The organism is Mycolicibacterium chubuense (genome assembly GCF_001044255.1).
Classification (GTDB): domain Bacteria; phylum Actinomycetota; class Actinomycetes; order Mycobacteriales; family Mycobacteriaceae; genus Mycobacterium; species Mycobacterium chubuense.
This window is the reverse complement of record NZ_JYNX01000066.1, coordinates 49,128-67,245: the sequence shown is the minus strand read 5'-3', so window position 1 is coordinate 67,245 and position 18,118 is coordinate 49,128. Positions and strand designations below refer to the sequence as shown.

At 69.7% G+C, this 18,118-nt stretch carries 23 protein-coding genes; 9 read left to right on the top strand and 14 right to left on the bottom strand.

Annotated features, from left to right (window positions below):
• Window position 1: 1 nt before the first annotated feature.
• Together MCHUDSM44219_RS24815 and MCHUDSM44219_RS24810 are read left to right on the top strand one after the other, a co-directional pair.
• Window positions 2–1,723 (top strand): alpha/beta hydrolase, encoded by a 1,722-nt coding sequence (locus MCHUDSM44219_RS24815; RefSeq protein WP_082162385.1) that lies wholly within the window; start codon window positions 2–4, stop codon window positions 1,721–1,723.
• Window positions 1,720–2,337 carry an Rv0804 family intramembrane glutamic endopeptidase gene (locus tag MCHUDSM44219_RS24810; protein WP_236695579.1) on the top strand — a complete coding sequence of 206 codons (618 nt, stop codon included), beginning with the start codon at window positions 1,720–1,722 and terminating at the stop codon, window positions 2,335–2,337. The genes MCHUDSM44219_RS24815 and MCHUDSM44219_RS24810 overlap by 4 nt, the downstream gene beginning before the upstream one ends.
• Here the strand turns inward: MCHUDSM44219_RS24810 and MCHUDSM44219_RS24805 are convergent.
• Complete coding sequence (locus MCHUDSM44219_RS24805; RefSeq protein ID WP_048420926.1) at window positions 2,327–3,532, bottom strand: MCE family protein; 1,206 nt, start codon at window positions 3,530–3,532, stop codon at window positions 2,327–2,329. The genes MCHUDSM44219_RS24810 and MCHUDSM44219_RS24805 overlap by 11 nt on opposite strands.
• 16 nt (window positions 3,533–3,548) lie before the next feature.
• On the opposite strand from MCHUDSM44219_RS24805, the gene MCHUDSM44219_RS24800 reads away from it, so the two are divergent.
• Both MCHUDSM44219_RS24800 and purF read left to right on the top strand, forming a co-directional pair.
• Window positions 3,549–3,941 carry a sterol carrier family protein gene (locus MCHUDSM44219_RS24800; protein ID WP_048420925.1) on the top strand — a complete coding sequence of 131 codons (393 nt, stop codon included), beginning with the start codon at window positions 3,549–3,551 and terminating at the stop codon, window positions 3,939–3,941.
• Window positions 3,942–4,070: 129 nt separating this feature from the next.
• The gene (gene purF, locus MCHUDSM44219_RS24795; protein WP_048420924.1) at window positions 4,071–5,612 is read left to right on the top strand and encodes an amidophosphoribosyltransferase; all 1,542 of its coding nucleotides are present in this window, start codon (window positions 4,071–4,073) and stop codon (window positions 5,610–5,612) included.
• A gap of 3 nt (window positions 5,613–5,615) precedes the next feature.
• On the opposite strand, the gene MCHUDSM44219_RS24790 is transcribed toward purF, so the two are convergent.
• On the bottom strand, window positions 5,616–6,593 hold the full coding sequence (locus tag MCHUDSM44219_RS24790) for an NAD(P)H-binding protein (RefSeq protein ID WP_048420949.1): 978 nt from the start codon (window positions 6,591–6,593) through the stop codon (window positions 5,616–5,618).
• 76 nt (window positions 6,594–6,669) lie between these two features.
• Window positions 6,670–7,131, bottom strand: coding sequence for a cupin domain-containing protein (locus MCHUDSM44219_RS24785; protein WP_082162383.1), 462 nt, complete (start codon window positions 7,129–7,131; stop codon window positions 6,670–6,672).
• A 71-nt stretch (window positions 7,132–7,202) separates the two neighbouring features.
• On the opposite strand from MCHUDSM44219_RS24785, the gene MCHUDSM44219_RS24780 reads away from it, so the two are divergent.
• The gene (locus tag MCHUDSM44219_RS24780) at window positions 7,203–7,820 is read left to right on the top strand and encodes a DUF2461 domain-containing protein (RefSeq protein ID WP_048420948.1); all 618 of its coding nucleotides are present in this window, start codon (window positions 7,203–7,205) and stop codon (window positions 7,818–7,820) included.
• A gap of 42 nt (window positions 7,821–7,862) precedes the next feature.
• Window positions 7,863–8,936 (top strand): phosphoribosylformylglycinamidine cyclo-ligase, encoded by a 1,074-nt coding sequence (purM, locus tag MCHUDSM44219_RS24775; RefSeq protein ID WP_048420922.1) that lies wholly within the window; start codon window positions 7,863–7,865, stop codon window positions 8,934–8,936.
• Between the two features lie 25 nt (window positions 8,937–8,961).
• Here the strand turns inward: purM and MCHUDSM44219_RS24770 are convergent, their stop codons facing one another.
• Together MCHUDSM44219_RS24770 and ygfZ are read right to left on the bottom strand one after the other, a co-directional pair.
• Window positions 8,962–9,144: a DUF3073 domain-containing protein gene (locus MCHUDSM44219_RS24770; protein WP_048420921.1), complete on the bottom strand. Its 183-nt coding sequence runs from the start codon at window positions 9,142–9,144 to the stop codon at window positions 8,962–8,964.
• A gap of 132 nt (window positions 9,145–9,276) precedes the next feature.
• The gene (gene ygfZ / locus MCHUDSM44219_RS24765) at window positions 9,277–10,362 is read right to left on the bottom strand and encodes a CAF17-like 4Fe-4S cluster assembly/insertion protein YgfZ (RefSeq protein ID WP_048420920.1); all 1,086 of its coding nucleotides are present in this window, start codon (window positions 10,360–10,362) and stop codon (window positions 9,277–9,279) included.
• Window positions 10,363–10,413: 51 nt separating this feature from the next.
• Here ygfZ and MCHUDSM44219_RS24760 point away from each other — a divergent pair, with 51 nt between their 5' ends.
• Complete coding sequence (locus MCHUDSM44219_RS24760; RefSeq protein ID WP_048420919.1) at window positions 10,414–11,295, top strand: aminodeoxychorismate lyase; 882 nt, start codon at window positions 10,414–10,416, stop codon at window positions 11,293–11,295.
• Between the two features lie 250 nt (window positions 11,296–11,545).
• Here the strand turns inward: MCHUDSM44219_RS24760 and MCHUDSM44219_RS29225 are convergent, their stop codons facing one another.
• The 9 genes from MCHUDSM44219_RS29225 to lmeA all read right to left on the bottom strand — a co-directional run bounded on the left by MCHUDSM44219_RS29225 (window position 11,546) and on the right by lmeA (window position 16,123).
• Window positions 11,546–11,812, bottom strand: coding sequence for a hypothetical protein (locus MCHUDSM44219_RS29225; protein WP_407661869.1), 267 nt, complete (start codon window positions 11,810–11,812; stop codon window positions 11,546–11,548).
• A gap of 8 nt (window positions 11,813–11,820) precedes the next feature.
• Window positions 11,821–12,450: a heme-binding beta-barrel domain-containing protein gene (locus MCHUDSM44219_RS24755; RefSeq protein ID WP_048420918.1), complete on the bottom strand. Its 630-nt coding sequence runs from the start codon at window positions 12,448–12,450 to the stop codon at window positions 11,821–11,823.
• Window positions 12,451–12,583: 133 nt separating this feature from the next.
• Window positions 12,584–12,904, bottom strand: a complete 321-nt coding sequence (locus MCHUDSM44219_RS24745; RefSeq protein ID WP_048420917.1) for a DUF732 domain-containing protein — start codon at window positions 12,902–12,904, stop codon at window positions 12,584–12,586.
• Between the two features lie 161 nt (window positions 12,905–13,065).
• Window positions 13,066–13,368 carry a DUF1416 domain-containing protein gene (locus MCHUDSM44219_RS24740; protein ID WP_024448701.1) on the bottom strand — a complete coding sequence of 101 codons (303 nt, stop codon included), beginning with the start codon at window positions 13,366–13,368 and terminating at the stop codon, window positions 13,066–13,068.
• Between the two features lies 1 nt (window position 13,369).
• The gene (locus MCHUDSM44219_RS24735; protein ID WP_048420916.1) at window positions 13,370–14,203 is read right to left on the bottom strand and encodes a sulfurtransferase; all 834 of its coding nucleotides are present in this window, start codon (window positions 14,201–14,203) and stop codon (window positions 13,370–13,372) included.
• 17 nt (window positions 14,204–14,220) lie between these two features.
• Window positions 14,221–14,685, bottom strand: a complete 465-nt coding sequence (locus MCHUDSM44219_RS24730; protein WP_048420915.1) for a DUF4395 domain-containing protein — start codon at window positions 14,683–14,685, stop codon at window positions 14,221–14,223.
• An 87-nt stretch (window positions 14,686–14,772) separates the two neighbouring features.
• On the bottom strand, window positions 14,773–14,862 hold the full coding sequence (locus MCHUDSM44219_RS31790) for an Ms5788A family Cys-rich leader peptide (protein ID WP_407661868.1): 90 nt from the start codon (window positions 14,860–14,862) through the stop codon (window positions 14,773–14,775).
• Between the two features lie 29 nt (window positions 14,863–14,891).
• On the bottom strand, window positions 14,892–15,314 hold the full coding sequence (locus MCHUDSM44219_RS24725) for a thioredoxin family protein (RefSeq protein ID WP_048420914.1): 423 nt from the start codon (window positions 15,312–15,314) through the stop codon (window positions 14,892–14,894).
• Entirely contained in the window at window positions 15,311–16,123 is an 813-nt protein-coding gene (gene lmeA / locus MCHUDSM44219_RS24720) for a mannan chain length control protein LmeA (RefSeq protein ID WP_048420913.1), read from the bottom strand. Before lmeA ends, MCHUDSM44219_RS24725 begins: the two co-directional genes overlap by 4 nt.
• Window positions 16,124–16,296: 173 nt before the next feature.
• Here lmeA and MCHUDSM44219_RS24715 point away from each other — a divergent pair, with 173 nt between their 5' ends.
• Window positions 16,297–17,094 (top strand): winged helix-turn-helix transcriptional regulator, encoded by a 798-nt coding sequence (locus tag MCHUDSM44219_RS24715; protein WP_048420947.1) that lies wholly within the window; start codon window positions 16,297–16,299, stop codon window positions 17,092–17,094.
• Window positions 17,091–17,999, top strand: a complete 909-nt coding sequence (gene mshD / locus MCHUDSM44219_RS24710) for a mycothiol synthase (protein ID WP_048420912.1) — start codon at window positions 17,091–17,093, stop codon at window positions 17,997–17,999. Before MCHUDSM44219_RS24715 ends, mshD begins: the two co-directional genes overlap by 4 nt.
• Window positions 18,000–18,118: the final 119 nt, after the last annotated feature.

Sequence of the window (18,118 nt, the reverse complement as noted above, 5' to 3'; positions counted from 1 at the left end):
GGTGACGGCCGAGGCGCCGACCCGGCATCCGCTCTACGTCTGGGCGTGGGGCCTGCTGCGCCTCGACTTCACCGGGATGGCCTTCGGCGGGCTGTTCTTCTGCATGTCGCTGACGCCGTCGCTGCTGCCCAGGGACTGGTTGTTCCAGGGTTTGATCGGCGGCATCAACGCGGCGATCGGGTACGGCATCGGGGTGTTCCTCGCCCGCATGGCGCGCCGTTTCGTCCTCGCCGGAAGGTCCTGGTGGCCACCGCCCTTGGCGGTGTCGTCGGCGCTGAAGACCCTCACCGTCGTGCTCGTGCTCACCGCGTGCGTGCTGATGGTGATCCCCGCGGCCGGCTGGCAGCGTCAGGTGTCCGCGCTGATGGGGATGGAGGGCCCCAGCACCGCGAGCTATCTGCGCACGCTGGTGCTCGCCGCGGTGGTCGGCGGGGCGTGCGTGGCGGTGACGCGGGTGCTCATCGATCTGATCAAGACCATGGCGCGCTACCTGATCCGACGCTGGCGGCTCTCCGACGAGTTGGCGCTGTTCATCGGCACGACGCTCGTGGTGGTGCTGGTGATCACCCTCGTCAACGGCGTCCTGCTGCGGGGGTTCCTCGCCGGTGCCAACCGGGTGTTCCAGCCGCAGAACGCCACCACGATGGCCGGCGTCGTCCAGCCGAGGGCACCCGAAAGATCCGGCAGCCCGGAGTCTTTCGCGGCCTGGGACACCCTGGGCTACCAGGGCCGCAACTTCGTGGGAACCGGGCCCGACGCGGCCGAGCTCACCCGGATCAACGGCAGGCCGGCCAAGGAGCCGGTCCGGGTGTACGTCGGGCTGCAGACCGCCGACACCGACGACGCCCGGATGGCGGTGCTGCTCAGCGAACTCGAACGCAGCGGCGCCTTCGAGCGCAAGGTCCTGGTCATCGCGCCGACCACCGGCACCGGATGGGTCAACCCGATCGCGGCCCGGTCGCTGGAGATGATGTACAACGGCGACACCGCGATCGTCGGATCGCAGTACTCCTATCTGCCCAGCTGGATCTCGTTCATCGGCGATCAGCAGAAATCGGTGGAGTTCGGCCGCACGATGATCAACGCGATCCACGACCGCTGGGCGACGTTGCCGCCCGATCGACGTCCCCGTCTGCTCCTGTACGGGGAGAGTCTCGGATCGATGGCGGGTCAGGGCGCGTTCGACTGGCTGCCCGACATCTCCCGGATGGGCTTCTCCTCGGTGCTGTGGGTCGGGCCGCCCAACGCCAGCTCGCTGTGGCATGCGATCACGGTGCGCCGCGATCCGGGCACCCCGGAGGTCAAACCCCGCTACGACAACGGACGCACGGTGCGGTTCTCCCAGGGCAACGATCCGCAGCAGATCGCCCGCGACGCCGCACCGCCGTGGGACGGCACCAGAGTGCTCTTCCTGCAACACCCTTCGGATCCGATCGTGTGGTGGTCGCAGGATTTGCTGTTCACCAAACCCGACTGGCTGTCCGAACCGCCAGGCCGTGATCGCACCGCCTCGATGCGGTGGTATCCGATCGTGACGTTCTGGCAGGTCGCCGCGGACATGACCAACGCGTCGTCGGTTCCGGGCGGGCACGGACACAACTACGGCGACTACATCCTCGACGGCTGGGCGGCCGTCGCGCCGCCGCCCGGATGGACCCCGGCCGACACCGAACGCATCCGTACGGCGCTGCAGCAGACCGAGGCCGAAGACGGAAACCAGTGAGCCAGGACCGGATTCGGGCCTTGACCCTGGCCGCGGCTCTGCTCGGCTGGAGTGCGGTGGCCCCCCGCATCCCGCTGCGCTGGCATCCGCTGCCGCACGCCCTCGTCGGCACCGCCGCGGCCGTGTCGGCCCGCTCGGCGCTGGGTCTGCATCCGCCCGACGTGGTCCGCGGACTCCGGTGGGGGAGTGCGGCCGCCGCCGCGGTGGCCGCCACCGTCGCCGGTTCGACGAGGGTGGCGCCGGTCCGGGCCGGGATCGCGGCGGGCACTCTGCCTGACTCGACCGCCCGGTGGATGTTGCTGCGCATACCGTTCGGGACCGTCTGGTCTGAGGAGACGACGTACCGCGCCGCGCTGGGAGCCGCGGCGGCGCGGGCCTTCGGCGCATCGGGCGGCCGGTGGTTCACCGCAGCGGTGTTCGGGCTTTCGCACGTGCCCGATGCGCGCGCCGCCGGGCAGTCGATACCCGGCACGGTGCTCGTCACCGGTGCGGCCGGCTGGATCTTCGCGTGGCTGTACGACAGGTCGGGCAGTCTCGCCGCGCCGATGCTGGCCCACCTCGCCGTCAACGAGGCGGGAGCCGTTGCCGCCGTGGCGCTTCGGGCTAGGGATTGATCGTCGGCTCTCCGACCTGCCGGCCCCACACGTACTCCACGAAAGCAGGTTGCCCCAGCTCCATGTGGTTGTACGGCGCGAGGCTGAAACCGGTGTCCATCACGAGGTACGGGGCGGGCCACAGGTCGCGGGTGATCCTCTGCCAGCACCCCGGTCGGCCCTCCGGACCGCCCCGCGCGTTCACGCGCGGCAGGTTGTCGGGATAGACGAAGGGGTTGCCCGCTCCCATGATGGTGCCCGCCGAGCGCAGCGAGTAACCGTTGTCGCCGCCGAGCACGCGGGCGATCTCCGGACCGACCTCGGCGTAGTTGCGGGTGGTGCAGAAGATCATGCCCCGGTAGTCGTCGAGCAGTTTCGACGTCGGCAGCAGGTCCGCGGCACCCCGCACCAGATACGGCGCGCTGCGGGTGATGACATCGGCCGCCGGGTCGGCGAACCCGAGTGCCGCCATCAGTGCGGCGTCGATGTCGCCGGAACGCGCCGACAGCGTGCGCGCGGTGGTGACCGCGGCGTCCAGACCGTCCCACAGGTCGGCCGATGCGTCGCTGTAGACGTCGGCCAGGCGCGCAAGTGCGCCGACGTCGGAGCGCAGCAGCGGCATACGGGGATTGAGGTCGTCGAGGATCCGATTGCCGTCCTGCAGTGACGCCCCGAACCGGTCACCGAGCCCGTCCAGTGCGGCGGCGGTGGCGTTGAGCGTCTGGTTCAGCTTCACCGGATCCACCTGCTCGGCGATCGCGGTGACCGTCTCGAAGAGCGTGTTGAACTCCGTCGTCACCGACGCCACATCGATTTCGTCGTTCGCCGACAGATGTTGCGCGGCAGGCTTTTCCGGAGAACTCAGGGACACGTACTTGTTGCCGAACACCGTCGTGGCGCGGATCTCGGCGACCGCGTTGGCCGGGATGACCGCCAGCGCGCTCGGATCGACCTGCACGGTGAGCCGGGCCTGCGGGGTGCCGTCGGCGGTGGTCTGTTCGATGCCGGCGACCCGGCCGACCTCGACACCGTTGAACGTGACCTTCGCGCCCGGCTCGACCACCAGGCCCGCACGGTCGGAGACCAGCGTGAGCTCCGCGGAGCGTCGGAAGTCGCCCCGGAACTGCAGGAAGATCAGCGTTCCCGCGACGGCGACGACGACCAGGAGCAGTGCGCCCAGCAGTTTGTAGGGCGGCGCGTCCCGGGCTACAGACACTTTGAGAACCTAGATCATGGCTGTTCGCCGTACTGTCGATCCGGCAAAGACCCGCGCCGCGGTGGCGGTGCTGGCCGAGTGGCTGCGCGACGAGAGTGCCCCGGCGCCGTCCCGCACCGAACTCGCCGACGCCGTCCGGGCGACGGCCAGGACCCTGGCGGCGGTGGCCCCCGGCGCCGCCGTCGAGGTGAGGGTGCCCCCGTTCGTCGCGGTGCAGTGCATCCCCGGCCCCCGACACACCCGCGGCACCCCGCCCAACGTCGTCGAGACCGATCCCCGCACCTGGCTGCTGCTGGCCACCGGACTGGTCACGGTTGCCGAGGCGGCGGCCGTCGGCACGCTGACGCTCTCGGGCGCCCGGGCCGTCGACATCGCCTCGGCGCTACCGCTGGTGGCGCTGCCGGACTGACGTCGGGAATGGGTGCCCGGCGTCGGTCGTTGTTCTGCGCGGCCACGCGGGTGCAGGATTCCGCGTTTCCCGCCCGTTCACCGTAGACTGGCCACCGTCACCCACCGCCCCTAGGGAGCAGCGAAGATCGTGACCGCCGAGCAGCCCGCGCAGCCAGAGAACGAACCTCGAGAAGAGTGCGGAGTCTTCGGAGTCTGGGCGCCCGGCGAGGAAGTGGCGAAACTCACGTACTACGGGCTGTATGCCCTACAGCACAGAGGTCAGGAAGCCGCCGGCATCGCGGTGGCCGACGGATCGCAGGTGCTGGTGTTCAAGGATCTCGGTCTGGTCAGCCAGGTCTTCGACGAGCAGACCCTGGCCGCCATGCCGGGCCACGTCGCCGTCGGACACTGCCGCTACTCCACCACCGGCTCGACCACCTGGGAGAATGCGCAGCCGGTGTTCCGCAACACGGCCGCGGGCACCGGGGTCGCGCTGGGACACAACGGAAACCTGGTCAACACCGCCGAATTGGCGGCCCGCGCCCGTGATGAAGGGCTGATGAGCAACCGCGGCGCCGCCGCGGCCACCACCGACTCCGACATCCTGGGCGCGCTGCTGGCGCACGGTGCGGCCGATTCCTCGCTGGAGCAGGCGGCGCTGGAATTGCTGCCGACCGTGCGCGGCGCCTTCTGCCTGACCTTCATGGACGAGAACACCCTGTACGCGGCGCGGGATCCCTACGGCGTGCGGCCGCTGTCGCTGGGCCGGCTCGACCGCGGCTGGGTGGTGGCCTCGGAGACCGCTGCGCTCGACATCGTCGGCGCCTCGTTCGTCCGCGACATCGAACCGGGCGAGCTGCTGGCCATCGACGCCGACGGGGTGCGGTCGTCACGCTTCGCCAACCCCACGCCGAAGGGCTGTGTGTTCGAGTACGTGTACCTGGCCCGGCCCGACAGCACGATCGTCGGCCGCTCGGTGCACGCCACCCGCGTCGAGATCGGCCGCCGGCTCGCCCGCGAGAAGCCTGTGGAGGCCGACCTGGTGATCGGCGTCCCCGAATCCGGCACGCCGGCCGCCGTCGGCTACGCCCAGGAGTCCGGGATTCCCTACGGCCAGGGCCTGATGAAGAACGCCTACGTCGGCCGGACGTTCATCCAGCCGTCGCAGACCATCCGTCAGCTCGGCATCCGGCTCAAGCTCAACCCGCTCAAGGAAGTCATCCGCGGCAAGCGGCTGATCGTCGTGGACGACTCGATCGTGCGCGGCAACACCCAGCGAGCGCTGATCCGGATGCTGCGCGAGGCGGGCGCGGTCGAGGTGCACGTGCGCATCGCCTCGCCACCGGTGAAATGGCCGTGCTTCTACGGCATCGACTTCGCGACGCCGGCTGAACTGATCGCCAACGCGGCGAACGCCGAGGGCACCGGGGACGAGATGCTCGACGCCGTCCGCCACGCGATCGGCGCCGACACGCTCGGCTACATCTCCCAGCACGGCATGATCGCCGCCACCGAGCAGCCCGCCACGCGGCTGTGCTCGGCGTGCTTCGACGGCGACTACCCGATCGAACTGCCCGGCGAGACCGCGCTGGGCAAGAACGTCATCGAGCACATGCTGGCGACCGCGGCGCGCACCGGCATCCCGCTCACCGCGGACAACGACAACGCGTCGGCGCTGCGCAGACCCTGAGATCTACTGCGGCACAACCTTACTGAACCGCAGCAGATGCCTGCGGCCACCTTTGTGCGCCGCATCCTCCTTGAGTGCGGTGACGACCGCGTCGCGGTACGGGGCCAGCCCACCCTGCGGTGGCGGGATCACCGCATCGATGTCCTGTTCGTGGCACACCGCGTCGCACTCCAGTGACTCGACCAGCGGGCGGGCCAGGCCGGACGGAATCGGTGTGACGAGCCCGACCCACAGGCTCGCGATCGTCGGGGTCAGGAACGGCAGCACGACCATCACCCGGCGGCGTAGACCCGCCACGTCGGCGTAGGTCTGCATCGCGTCGCCGTACTCCATGACGTCGGGGCCGCCGACGTCCCAGGTGCGGGACTTCGGCACCTCGGCGGTCGCCGCCTCGGCGAGGTAGTAGAGCACGTCGTCGATCGCGATCGGCTGGATCTTGTTGTGCACCCACTTGGGCGTCGTCATGACCGGCAGTCGGTCCGTGAGGTGTCGCACCATCTCGAACGACGCCGAGCCCGAACCGATGACGATCCCCGCCTGCAGGACCACCGCCTCGACCGACGACGCCATCAGGATCTCGCCGACCTCCACGCGCGAGGCCAGGTGCCGGGACAGCTCCACCCCCTCGGGATGCAGGCCGCTGAGGTACACGACGCGACGCACCCCGGCCTTCTCGGCGGCCGCGGCGACGTTGCGGGCCGACCGGGCCTCCTCGGCGACGAAATCCTTCGACGTTCCCATCGAGTGCACCAGGTAGTACACGACGTCCATGCCCTCGAACGCGGCGGTCAGCGAATCCGGTTTGGTCAGATCGCCCGGCACCACCTCGACTCGACTGCGCCAGGGGGCGTCGTCCAACTTGGCGGGTTTGCGCGCCATCGCGCGCACGGCGTGGCCGCGGCCGAGCAACTCGGGCACCAACTGCCCACCGATGTACCCGGTCGCACCCGTCACCAGGCACTTCACTTGCTCAGCCGACACCAGCACTCCGTTCGTCGTCGACACTCGAGAGGAGTTCGGTGCCGATGCCGACGTGGATTGCCCGCAAAAGGGAGCTTCAACCCGATCCGGGCAGCGGACACCCCGGATCGGGTGCGTCCACCACGAGCGGAACGTCCGCCGGATCGGCCGGGTTCAGCACCGGATTCACGTACAGCACCCACATCACCAGCGGATCCGGCCCCTCGTTGCGTCCCGCGTGCACATACCCCGGTCCGCTTCGCTCGGTGATCGTCGACCCCGCCGGATACACCCCGTCGACCGAGCAGTCCGCGGAGTAGTGGGTCAGCGTGCCGGACCGCACCACCCCGAACACGTCACCGGGATGGAAGTGCCATCCGGTGCCCCCGCCCGGGGCGATGGTGAGCAACTTGGCGACGTAGTGACTGCCGTCGGCCGTCGAATCGGACAGCGTCACCGCGTCGACCCCGGCGCCGGGTGTGGCCGCCGCAACCCCCGCGGTAGCCAGCAGCGCGACGACCGCCGGCACCGTCACCCCCCACCGCAGCATTCGTCCCATGGCCGTCAGGATCGCACAGCGATGCGCCGCACCTGGGCGTTTGCCGCACGCCGATGATCCACAATGACGTCATGGCGTTTCGCGGCTGGCCCATCGAGGCGGTGGAGTTCTACGAGGGCCTCGAGGCCGACAACTCCAAGGTCTACTGGCAGGACCACCGGGAGACCTACGAGCGGCAGGTGAAGGCGCCGATGGAGGAACTACTGACCGAACTCGCCGACGAGTTCGGTCCCGGCACGATGTTCCGGCCCTACCGCGACGTGCGGTTCAGCGCAGACAAGAGCCCTTACAAGACCACCTGCGCCGCGCGCATCGGCGCCGGCTACGTGTCGTTCTCGGCCGAGGGGCTGTCCGCCGGCAGCGGGCTGTACATGCCCGACCATGCGGCGCTGCAACGCTTCCGGACGGCCGTCGACGACCCCGACTCCGGGACCGAACTCGACGGCATCGTCGCCGACCTGCGCGCGGCGGGCTACCAGATCACCGCGCACGACGTGCTCAAGACCGCGCCCCGGGGATATCCCACTGACCACCCGCGGATCGAACTGCTGAGACACAAGGGCCTCGCGATGATGAAGAGCTGGCCGGTCGGCGCCTGGCTCGAGACCCGGAAAGCCAAGGATCGCGTGGTCACGACACTGCGGGCCGCGGTCCCGCTGGAACAGTGGCTGGACCGTCACGTGGGCTAGGGCCATACCGGCCGGCGCGGCAGACCGGTAACCTTGGGGCCGATGACCGATCGCGCCGAACAACACGGCATTTCCTACGCGTCGGCCGGGGTCGACATCGAAGCAGGCGACCGCGCTGTCGAGCTGTTCAAACCGCTCGCCAAGAAGGCCACCCGGCCTGAGGTGCGCGGTGGGCTGGGCGGGTTCGCGGGGCTGTTCGCGCTGCGCGGCGGCTACCGCGAACCCCTGCTGGCGTCGTCCACCGACGGTGTGGGCACCAAGCTCGCCGTCGCCCAAGCGATGGACAAGCACGACACAGTCGGCATCGACCTGGTCGCCATGGTGGTCGACGACCTCGTGGTGTGCGGTGCCGAGCCCCTGTTCCTGCAGGACTACATCGCTGTCGGGCGCACCGTGCCCGAGCGGGTCGCCGAGCTGGTCTCCGGCATCGCCGACGGTTGCGTGATGGCCGGATGCGCGCTGCTGGGCGGTGAGACGGCCGAACACCCCGGGCTGATGGCGCCCGACCACTACGACATCTCCGCGACCGGCATCGGCGTCGTCGAGGCCGACGACGTGCTGGGCCCCGACCGGGTCCGCCCCGGCGATGTGCTCATCGCGATGGCCTCGACCGGTCTGCACTCCAACGGCTACTCGCTGGCCCGCCACGTGCTGCTCGAGATCGACCACATGAACCTGGCCGGCCACGTCGAGGAGTTCGGCCGCACGCTCGGCGAGGAACTGCTCGAACCCACCCGCATCTACGCCAAGGACTGCCTGGCGCTGGCCGCCGAGACCCAGGTCCGGACGTTCTGCCACGTCACCGGCGGAGGGCTGGCGGGCAACCTGGAGCGCGTCATCCCGCACGGGCTGGTCGCCCAACTCGACCGCGGCACGTGGACCCCGGCGCCCGTCTTCGGCATGATCGCCCAGCGCGGCCGCATCGAACGGGCCGAGATGGAGAAGACGTTCAACATGGGTGTCGGGATGGTGGCCGTGGTGGCGCCGGAGGACACCGACCGCGCACTGGCCGTGCTGACTGCCCGCCACCTGAACTGCTGGACCCTGGGGAGCATCGAGAAGGGCAGCAAGGACGCGTCACGGGCAGTGCTGGTGGGCCAGCACCCGCGGTTCTAGCCGCGGAGTGCCGACGAGCGGGCGGCTAAGGCCGCCAGTCGTCCTCGTCCACCCAGCGATCGTCCGACGGCCCGTCCCCGTTGAGACGGTCATCGTCGGATCCGCCGGCTAGCTCGCGCTGGAGCCGCTCGAAGTCGGTCTGCGGTGAGCTGTACTTGAGCTCACGAGCAACCTTGGTCTGCTTTGCCTTTGCCCGGCCGCGGCCCATGGGGGAACCCCCTCGCGCAATAACGGAGCGGCCTAATTACTAGGCGGCTCCGATCTGAGTGTTCTTATTGTCCTGCCGACACTTTACCGTGCCGAACGCCGCGGCGCTGGCAGGCCCCGTTTCGCCCGTGGCTTACCGCGCGCCACCGCGCAATCGGTCCACCGCGAGCCGGCCCGCACCGACCACATCGGTCGTGGGCACGGTGTCGGGATCGATCGCCGCCGACACTGCCACCGTGCCTCCGGTGGTGAGCTCGGTGTCCGCAGGCAGGCCCCGCTTGAGAAGGGCCAGCGCGACCGGTCCCTCGTCGACGTGGTCGACGACAGTGCCCAGCCGGCCGACCGTGCGTCCGCCGGCCAGCAGCGGGTCACCGGGGGCGGGCCTCTCGGCATCGCCGTCGAGGTGCACCAGCACGAGCATCCGTGGCGGTTTACCGAGGTTGTGCACCCGCGCGACCGTTTCCTGGCCGCGGTAGCAGCCCTTGTCGAGATGCACGGCCGACCCGATCCAGCCCACCTCATGGGGGATCGTGCGCTCGTCGGTGTCCACGCCCAGACGGGGACGCAGCGCCGCCACCCGGTGCGCCTCGTACGCCCACACTCCGGCGCGGCGCACCCCCGCAGCCACCAGCCGGTCCAGCCACTGCGCGGTCTGCGCACGGGGAACGACGAGGTCGACCTCCCCGGCGAAGCCGGGCAGGGTGCGCAGGAAACCGCCGTCGGGCAGCGCGACGGCCGTGCCGGGGGCCGGCAGGGCCGCGACACCGAGTGCCTCGAGCACCGGCGTGTCGGCCAGCCCCGGCCCGAGCAGCGACAGGACGGCCAGGTCGGCCGGCTCCACGACGACGTCGGCCCAGAACACCATCTTGCGCAGGAAGCCCAGCAGCGCCTCGCCTCGCCACGGCTCGGTGTCGAGGATCGTGACGCCGTCGAGCTGCGTCTGCACCCAGTGATCTTCGACTCGCCCCTGGCCGTCGAGGCTCAGGTTCTCGGTGACCGCGCCGTCGGGCAACTCGCTGACATGCTGGCTGGAGATCGTGTGCAGCCAGGTCTTGCGTTCCGATCCGGTCAGCGTCATCACCGCCCGGTGCGAGCGGTCGACGACGACCGCGCCCTGCGCGGCAGTGCGCTGCTCGCCGAGCGGATCACCGTAATGCCAGACCGCACCGGCATCCGGGCCGTTCTCCGGGGCGGGGATCCCCGCCGAACTCACAGACATGGCTCAACTCTACGAGCCGGCCCCGAAAAGCCGGGACTACGCTGATTCCCCATGGCGGACGGACTCAGAGTGGTGGTCTCGCTCGACGGACAGCTCCGCGATCCGCAGGCCCCGCTGCTCCACGCCGATGATCTGGCCGCCGTGCGCGGCGACGGGATCTTCGAGACGCTGCTGATCCGGCACGGCCGTCCGTGCCTGCTGGACGCGCACTTGGGTCGCCTGACGCATTCGGCGCGACTGATGGACCTGCCGGAGCCGGATCTGCCCCAGTGGCGGTCGGCCGTCCGTGTCGCGGTGGATCACTGGGTGGCCGCCGGTGGCGGAGAGGCCGCGCTCCGGCTGGTCTACAGCCGCGGCAGGGAGAGCGATCCCACCGGCACGGCGTACGCCACCATCAGCCCGCTGCCGGCCCGGGTCGCCGAGGTCCGGCGCAGCGGCGTCGCGGCGCTGACGCTGGACCGCGGCCTCGCCTCGGACGCCGACGACGGGATGCCGTGGCTGCTGGCCGGCGCGAAGACGCTGTCCTACGCCGTCAACATGGCCGCGCTGCGGCACGCCGAGCGCCACGGCGCCGGTGACGTCATCTTCGTCAGCACCGACGGCCACGTGCTGGAAGGTCCCCGGTCGACCGTCGTCATCGCCGGCACCTCCGCCGACGGCCGCCCCTGCCTGCTCACCCCGCCGCCGTGGTATCCGATTCTGCGCGGCACCACGCAGCAGGCACTGTTCGAGGTGGCGCGTAACAAGGGCTACGACTGCGACTACGAACCCCTGCGGCCTTCGGATCTGCTTGCCGCACAAGGTGTTTGGCTGGTGTCGAGCATCACCCTCGCGGCGCGGGTGCACACCCTCGACGGCAATCCGCTGCCCCCTTCGCCGTTGGCCGACGAATTCGCCGCTCTGGTCGACGCCGCCATCACCAGTGATCGCTGAGAGATTAATTCCCTTGTCGCCCAGCCGCTGCGCGGGTACTTTCGCCTGTACACAGGGAAGGAGGTGGTCCGACAAATTGATTGACTTATGGACATGTGAGGTGGCTGCGAGCTAGCAGCGCCGGGGGAGCGCTTGTCGCACACCTGCGCGCGCTGGCGAATTCCCCGCAGTCACCCGGCCCCCGAGCCCCTCGGTTGAGTCCGACCAGGAACAACGGCTCGGGGGCCGCTCCATGTTCGGGGTGTGCCGGTCAGGGGTGTGCCGGCGCGTCCGGACCGGGCGCCAACGACGAACAGGCTTGCATCGCCCCGTCCCACGTTGCCGGATCGACGCCCGGCGGCGGCCCGGAGGCAGGCCCCGGAGGGGCCGGGACCCCGTGCTGACCCAGGCAGTAGGCGAGCGATCCGTGACCGACGCTGGGCGACACCGTCGTCGTCGAGGAGGCCGGCGCATCCGCCGGCGTCGACGAACAACCCGCCACGATGCCCGCCGCGGTCAACGCCACGGCCACAGCCACGCAGCGCACTAGCCGATGAACCGGGACAGTCGGGCGGACAGGTGCGGAACCAGACCACCGTCGGCGTCGACCCGTTCCTCGACGTAGGCCAGATCGCCGCCCTCGATGATGCCGTAGAGCCTCTTGGCGCCCCCGACGAGCATGCCTGACTTGCTGCGGGCCAGCGCGTCGGTGACGAGCTCCCACGACGACTGGTTGAGCGGACGGCCGTAGAACAGTTCGATGTAGCCGGCGGAATGGGCGAGCAGCAGCTCGATGGCCTGCGACTCGCCGGGATCGTTCGGATCGCTGACGAACCGCCAGAACCCGGTCTCGCGCAGAGTGGGGCCGTCGTAGCCGCCGTCCTCGGTCAGCCGCCAGGACCGGGCTTCCCAGTTCAGGTAGTCCGCGCCGTCGTGGGACACCACGATCTGCTGACCGAACCGGTAGTCGCCGTGCGATCCGCGGCCCTCACCTTCGCCCCGCCACACCCCGACCAGCGGCAGCAGGGCGAGCAGACGGTCGTCGAGGTTCGCGCCCTCACGCAGATTGGCGGTATCGGCGGGCAGGGGCAGGTCACCGAAAGCCGGGATGTTGCGTGCCGCGGTCTCCCGGGCACGCTCGGCTGCTGCGGCGACCGCGTCGTCGCCAGAGGTCACGACTCGTCGGTGATCAGCCGGTACAGCGCGTACAGCGCGAACCACGTGATGACCACGACGGCCGCGACGAGCAGGAGTTCGTAGAACAGCACCACGGGTGCCAGTCTAACCGCCGCTCATCGCGGCGCCGACGTCAGCTGACCTTGTACTCGTACTCCGGGCAGAAGGCGCCCGTGGCGGCCCCGATGAAGTAGCCGGCCTGGTAATCCGACCAGTCGGTGACGCTGGTCAGGTCCGAGACCTCCTGTTCGAAGGAGGCGCCGTTATCCCAGTCCTGGCACACCGCACGGCCGGTGTCGATGACCTGCTGGGTCTTCTCCGACGGCCACGTGATGCCGCCCTTGCCGATCACCGACAGGAAATCGCCCTCCGGATCGGCCATGGCCGCGGGAGCACTGACCAAGCCGACGGCGGCGAACGCCGCAGCGGCGGCGAAAGCGATGGTGATCTTCATGGTCGGGTCCTCGAAGGTGAAGGCCCACGCGGGTGCGCGGACGGTGACCCTATCGTCGCCGACAACAGCTAATCCCGCAGCGTTTTCACAGCAAGATCAACGAACCCTCCGAGGAAGGTGCGCGCCGCCGCGCCGAGCCGAGGGCGCGACGGCGCAGTCGGTCACGCGACCTTGACGTCGACCTCGTGGATGCCGGCGCCCGACGGCGCCACCGAGGCGTCGCCGTTGCCCGCCGGAGACAGCGCACGCAGCGTCCAGGTGCCCGGTGCGGCAAAGAACCGGAAGTCACCGGTGGCCGACGCGACGACCTCCGCGGTGAACTCGTCGGAGCTGTCCAGCAGGCGCACGAAGGCACCGCCGACCGCCTGACCGGAGCCGTCGACGACGCGACCGGTGATCACCGTCTCCTTCTCCAGGTCGACGCTCGCGGGCAACGTCAGTCCTTGCTTCGGTGCAGAGCACATATCAACTTCCCAACTCGATCGGGGCGCCCACCAGGGAGCCGTATTCCGTCCAACTGCCGTCGTAGTTCTTGACGTTCTTGTGTCCCAGCAGCTCCTGCAGCACGAACCAGGTGTGCGACGAGCGCTCACCGATGCGGCAGTAGGCGATGGTCTCCTTCTCGCCGTCCAGGCCGGCGTCGGCGTACAGCTTGGCCAGGTCCTCGTCGGACTTGAACGTGCCGTCCTCGTTGGCCGCCTTGCTCCACGGGACGTTGATCGCGCCCGGCACGTGGCCCGGCCGCTGGCTCTGCTCCTGCGGCAGGTGCGCCGGCGCGAGGATCTTGCCGGAGAACTCGTCGGGGGAGCGGACGTCGACCAGGTTCTTCGTGCCGATCGCGGCGATCACCTCGTCGCGGAAGGCGCGGATGCTGTTGTCGGGCGCCTTGGCGGTGTAGCTGGTCCCGGGGCGGGTGACCGTGTCGGTGGACAAGGGACGCGAGTCGAGCTCCCACTTCTTGCGCCCGCCGTCGAGGAGCTTGACGTCCTCGTGGCCGTAGAGCTTGAAGTACCAGTAGGCGTACGCGGCGAACCAGTTGTTGTTGCCGCCGTAGAGGATCACCGTGTCGTCGTTGGCGATGCCGCGCTCGGAGAGCAGCTTGGAGAACTGCTCGGCGTCGACGAAGTCGCGCTTGACCTGGTCCTGCAGGTCGGTCTTCCAGTCCAGCTTGATCGCGCCGGGGATGTGACCGGTGTCGTACGCGCTGGTGTCTTCGTCGACCTCGACGAAGACGGTGTTCGGCGCGTCGAGATTGCTCTCGGCCCAGTCGGCTGTGACCAGGACGTCGGAGCGTGCCATGGAGGAGATCCTTTCGGTTACGAGTGAGACGGGTTCAGGCGGAGGAACAGGGGGTAGAGCCGGCAGCCCAGGCAGATCCCGAAAGCTGCGTTGAGGAACGCCGCGACCAGCGCGAAACCGGTGGCGACAAGACCCAGAACAAGGGAACCGGCGGCGAAGCCGACGACGCCGAGCACGGCGAAGACGAAGCCGACGAGCTGGGCGAACTTCAGCGGCGGAACCGGCTCACGTTCGGTGACCGGACCGAGCCGGGGCGCCACCAGCGAGGCGAACACCAGACCGTAGGGGTGGCGCCGGGGACCCAGCGCGGCGCCGAGCGCGAACACCACCGCCTGGACGCCCAGCAGCACCGCCGCGGTCGCCGGGCTCGACGCCGACACCAGCAGCGTGACCACGAGAACCGCGGTGGTCACCCAGGCGACGAACCGCGGACCGCGCACGTCGACCTGTGCGGGTGTGGTGGTCTGTGTGGTGCTCGACATGGCTGTGCTCCTGTTGTCTGGGATGGCTGACGCGGCACGTCGAAACGGCCGCTCGCAGAGTGCGGCGCAGGATGAAAGCGCGGCTACTCAGCAGCTACAACAACAGCAACAACCCGCAACGCGGCACAGATCGACTGCGCGGCGCTTGGTGAGCACGAGCTCGACGCGGGCTGACACGGTCGACAGCTTACCCAATGACGGGGTGATCAAGCCAACAGCGGCTGCAGGGCCGACCGCAGGTCAGCGGCAGTGGGTACCCCCGACGTCCGGTACCGCTGGCGGCCGTCGGCGTCGAAGATGAACGTCGTCGGCAGCGAGAGCACCGAAAGCCGCCGCGCCGCATCCGGGTTCGCGTCCATGTCGATCTCCACGTGCGCGACGGCCGGAAGGTCGGCGCACACCTGATCGACCACCCGGCGCACGCCCGCGCACGGTCCGCACCACACCGCGCTGAAGTGCACGACGGTCGGCCCGGTGCCGGACAGGCCCAGCTCGCTGGTGTCCACGGCCGGGGCGTCTTCGGTCGCCTTCAGCACGCCCGCGCGCAGCGTCAGCATCCGGCCGATGACATAGGCCAGGCCGAAGGCGGCGATCAGCACGGCGATCACGGCGATCCACGAAGAGCTCATGACAGTCTGAACTCGTCGAGGTCGACGGTTACTCCCTCGGCGATGCCCTCGATGATCACGTCGGATCCGCGCGCACCCTCGCTCGTCGGGGCGATGCCGAACGGCAGTTTCTGGCCGGGCAGTTCGGTGGAGAACGCCGCGAGCACGGCGGGCAGCTTGTCGGCGGGAACGTCCTCGTCCGCCGTCCCGGGACCGGTCAGCACCCCGGTCGCCGTCATCTTCAAGGTGGTGCGGGCCGGCCCGACGACCGACAGATCGACGGCGATGCTCACGCGCTCGTCGATGCCCGCCTGCCGCGGGGTGCCGGTGAAGACGACGCCCCGGTTGCTCGAGATGCCGGACTCGGTGGTGCCGCCCGTCGAGTCGTTGGTCTCCCGGGTGGGGGCCTCGACGAGCAGGTCGGGGATGCCCATGAAACGGCCCACGTGGGTGGAATCGATGATGATGCGGCTCTCCACCTTGCCCACCGGGAGCACCGCGTCGGGCGCGACCAGCCAGGAGTCGCCCAGGTCCACCGAATGCAGCGTCGCCTCCAGCGACGCCTTGCCGACCACGGCGTGATCAACACCACTGGCCTTGATCTCGACCTCGTCGTAGTGCCGGTCCACCGCCTGGGCGATGAACGGAAAGCCCAGGATGGCGACCGACGGGTCCCAGTTCAGGTTCGCGGCGCTGCGCACGCTTCTGGCCAGGCGATACTCGGCATAGATCGCGGCCCCGAAGTCGGCGCCGACAGCACCGAGAATCACCACGACCGTGGTCGCGACCGCACCGAGGACGAGCTTGCGCACCCGGACATTGTTGCCCACGCCGCCCGAGTGGCCCGTTCGGCGCGGCTTAACGGCAGGTGGCACGGTATCGTGAGGAAACCATCGGTCGGGTAACGGCCACGTGTCGGGCATGAATCTGGGAAGTCACCGCGAGACAACGATGTAGCGGCGAGGTCCCGGCGAAGAATCTCCACCGCTTGCTGGAGGGCCAGTTGGATCTACTGCTACTGACTGTGGACCCGCATCCGGATTCGGTTCTGCCGTCGCTGTCGCTGCTGGCGCACAATCTGCGCACGGCGCCCACCGAAGTGTCGTCGCTGCTCGAGGCCGGATCCGCGGATGTGGCCATCGTCGATGCGCGCACCGACCTGGCCGCCGCGCGGGGCCTGTGCCGGCTGCTCGGCACCACCGGGACGTCGGTGCCCGTGGTGGCCGTGGTCAACGAAGGTGGTCTCGTCGCCGTCAACACCGAGTGGGGACTGGACGAGATCCTGCTGCCCAGCACCGGGCCCGCCGAGATCGACGCCCGGTTGCGCCTGCTCATCGGTCGCCGCGGCGGCGCGGCCAACCAGGAGAACTTGGGCAAGATCAGCCTGGGCGAGTTGGTGATCGACGAGGGCACGTACACCGCGCGACTGCGGGGGCGTCCGCTGGACCTCACCTACAAGGAATTCGAGCTGCTGAAGTACCTCGCCCAGCACGCCGGGCGCGTCTTCACCCGGGCGCAACTGCTGCAGGAGGTGTGGGGCTACGACTTCTTCGGCGGCACCCGCACCGTCGACGTCCACGTCCGGCGCCTGCGCGCCAAGCTGGGCACCGAGTACGAGTCGCTGATCGGCACGGTGCGCAACGTCGGCTACAAGGCGGTTCGTCCGGCCCGCGGCCGGCCGGCGGCCGCCGACGCCGACGACCTCGAAGACGATCCGTACGACGACGACGTCAGCGCCCTCGACGACGACGTCTCCGAGGCGCTGGGCGGCACACCCGCCGACGCGCTGCCGCGTCAGTGACGTCGGTCAGCTGGCGCGAGCAGCTGTCCGAGGCGGAACAGGGGCAGGTGCGCGACCTCATCGCCGCGGCGACGGCCGCCGACGACATCGCCCCGGTCGGCGATCAGGTACTGCGTGAACTCGCCCACGACCGCACCCGGCACCTGCTGGCCGTCGAGGACGACGCCGTGCGGGGCTACCTCAACCTCACGCCCGCGGGCGACGATGCCCCCGCGATGGCGGAGCTTGTGGTGCACCCCGCCGCCCGTCGCCGCGGAATCGGCGGCGCGATGATCCGCGCCGGCCTGCCCGAAGGGGGACCCGATGCGCGCATCTGGGCGCACGGCAACCTCGAACCGGCCCGGGCCGCCGCGGAGGCGCTCGACCTGGTGGTCGTCCGCGAGCTGCTGCAGATGCGGCGCCCGCTGGCCGGGTTGCCCCTCACGCCGCCGGTGGCCGGGGTGCACATCCGCACCTACGCCGGCCCCGAGGACGACGCGGAGCTGCTGCGGGTCAACAACGCCGCGTTCGCCTGGCACCCCGAACAGGGTGGCTGGACCGACGCCGAGATCGCCGAGCGCCGCGGTGAGCCGTGGTTCGATCCGGCCGGGCTGTTTCTGGCCTACGACGAGCACAGCGGCGAGTTGCTCGGATTCCACTGGACCAAAACGCATTCCGACTCGTTGGGGGAGGTGTACGTCGTCGGGGTCGACCCTGCTGCGCAGGGCCGCGGCCTGGGGGCGGCGCTGACGCTGACCGGTCTGCATCACCTCGCCGAGCGGCTGTCAGCCGATGGGCGCGACGCCGCCGTGATGCTCTACGTGGAGTCGGACAACACCGCGGCGGTGAAGACCTATCGACGGTTGGGTTTCGAGGTCGTCAACGTCGATGCCGCCTACGCCTTCCGTACACCGCTTCACCTGTGAGATCGCTGAACCTGTTCACCTCTCGTTCACTCACCATCCCCAGTCCGTCTACCACGGCCGCATACGTTGCCGTGTGAGTTCGGAGCCGCTCAGGCCCGACATTCGGGACAGACGAAAGT

Excerpts from the sequence above, each read along its gene's own strand:
- MCHUDSM44219_RS24800 (WP_048420925.1), top strand. The coding sequence starts at position 3,549 with ATGGCTGTTCGCCGTACTGTCGATCCGGCAAAGACCCGCGCCGCGGTG.
- MCHUDSM44219_RS24785 (WP_082162383.1), bottom strand. The coding sequence starts at position 7,131 with ATGGGACGAATGCTGCGGTGGGGGGTGACGGTGCCGGCGGTCGTCGCG.
- MCHUDSM44219_RS24780 (WP_048420948.1), top strand. The coding sequence starts at position 7,203 with ATGGCGTTTCGCGGCTGGCCCATCGAGGCGGTGGAGTTCTACGAGGGC.
- purM (WP_048420922.1), top strand. The coding sequence starts at position 7,863 with ATGACCGATCGCGCCGAACAACACGGCATTTCCTACGCGTCGGCCGGG.
- MCHUDSM44219_RS24770 (WP_048420921.1), bottom strand. The coding sequence starts at position 9,144 with ATGGGCCGCGGCCGGGCAAAGGCAAAGCAGACCAAGGTTGCTCGTGAG.
- ygfZ (WP_048420920.1), bottom strand. The coding sequence starts at position 10,362 with ATGTCTGTGAGTTCGGCGGGGATCCCCGCCCCGGAGAACGGCCCGGAT.
- MCHUDSM44219_RS24760 (WP_048420919.1), top strand. The coding sequence starts at position 10,414 with ATGGCGGACGGACTCAGAGTGGTGGTCTCGCTCGACGGACAGCTCCGC.
- MCHUDSM44219_RS24745 (WP_048420917.1), bottom strand. The coding sequence starts at position 12,904 with ATGAAGATCACCATCGCTTTCGCCGCCGCTGCGGCGTTCGCCGCCGTC.
- MCHUDSM44219_RS24740 (WP_024448701.1), bottom strand. The coding sequence starts at position 13,368 with ATGTGCTCTGCACCGAAGCAAGGACTGACGTTGCCCGCGAGCGTCGAC.
- MCHUDSM44219_RS24735 (WP_048420916.1), bottom strand. The coding sequence starts at position 14,203 with ATGGCACGCTCCGACGTCCTGGTCACAGCCGACTGGGCCGAGAGCAAT.
- MCHUDSM44219_RS24730 (WP_048420915.1), bottom strand. The coding sequence starts at position 14,685 with ATGTCGAGCACCACACAGACCACCACACCCGCACAGGTCGACGTGCGC.
- MCHUDSM44219_RS24725 (WP_048420914.1), bottom strand. The coding sequence starts at position 15,314 with ATGAGCTCTTCGTGGATCGCCGTGATCGCCGTGCTGATCGCCGCCTTC.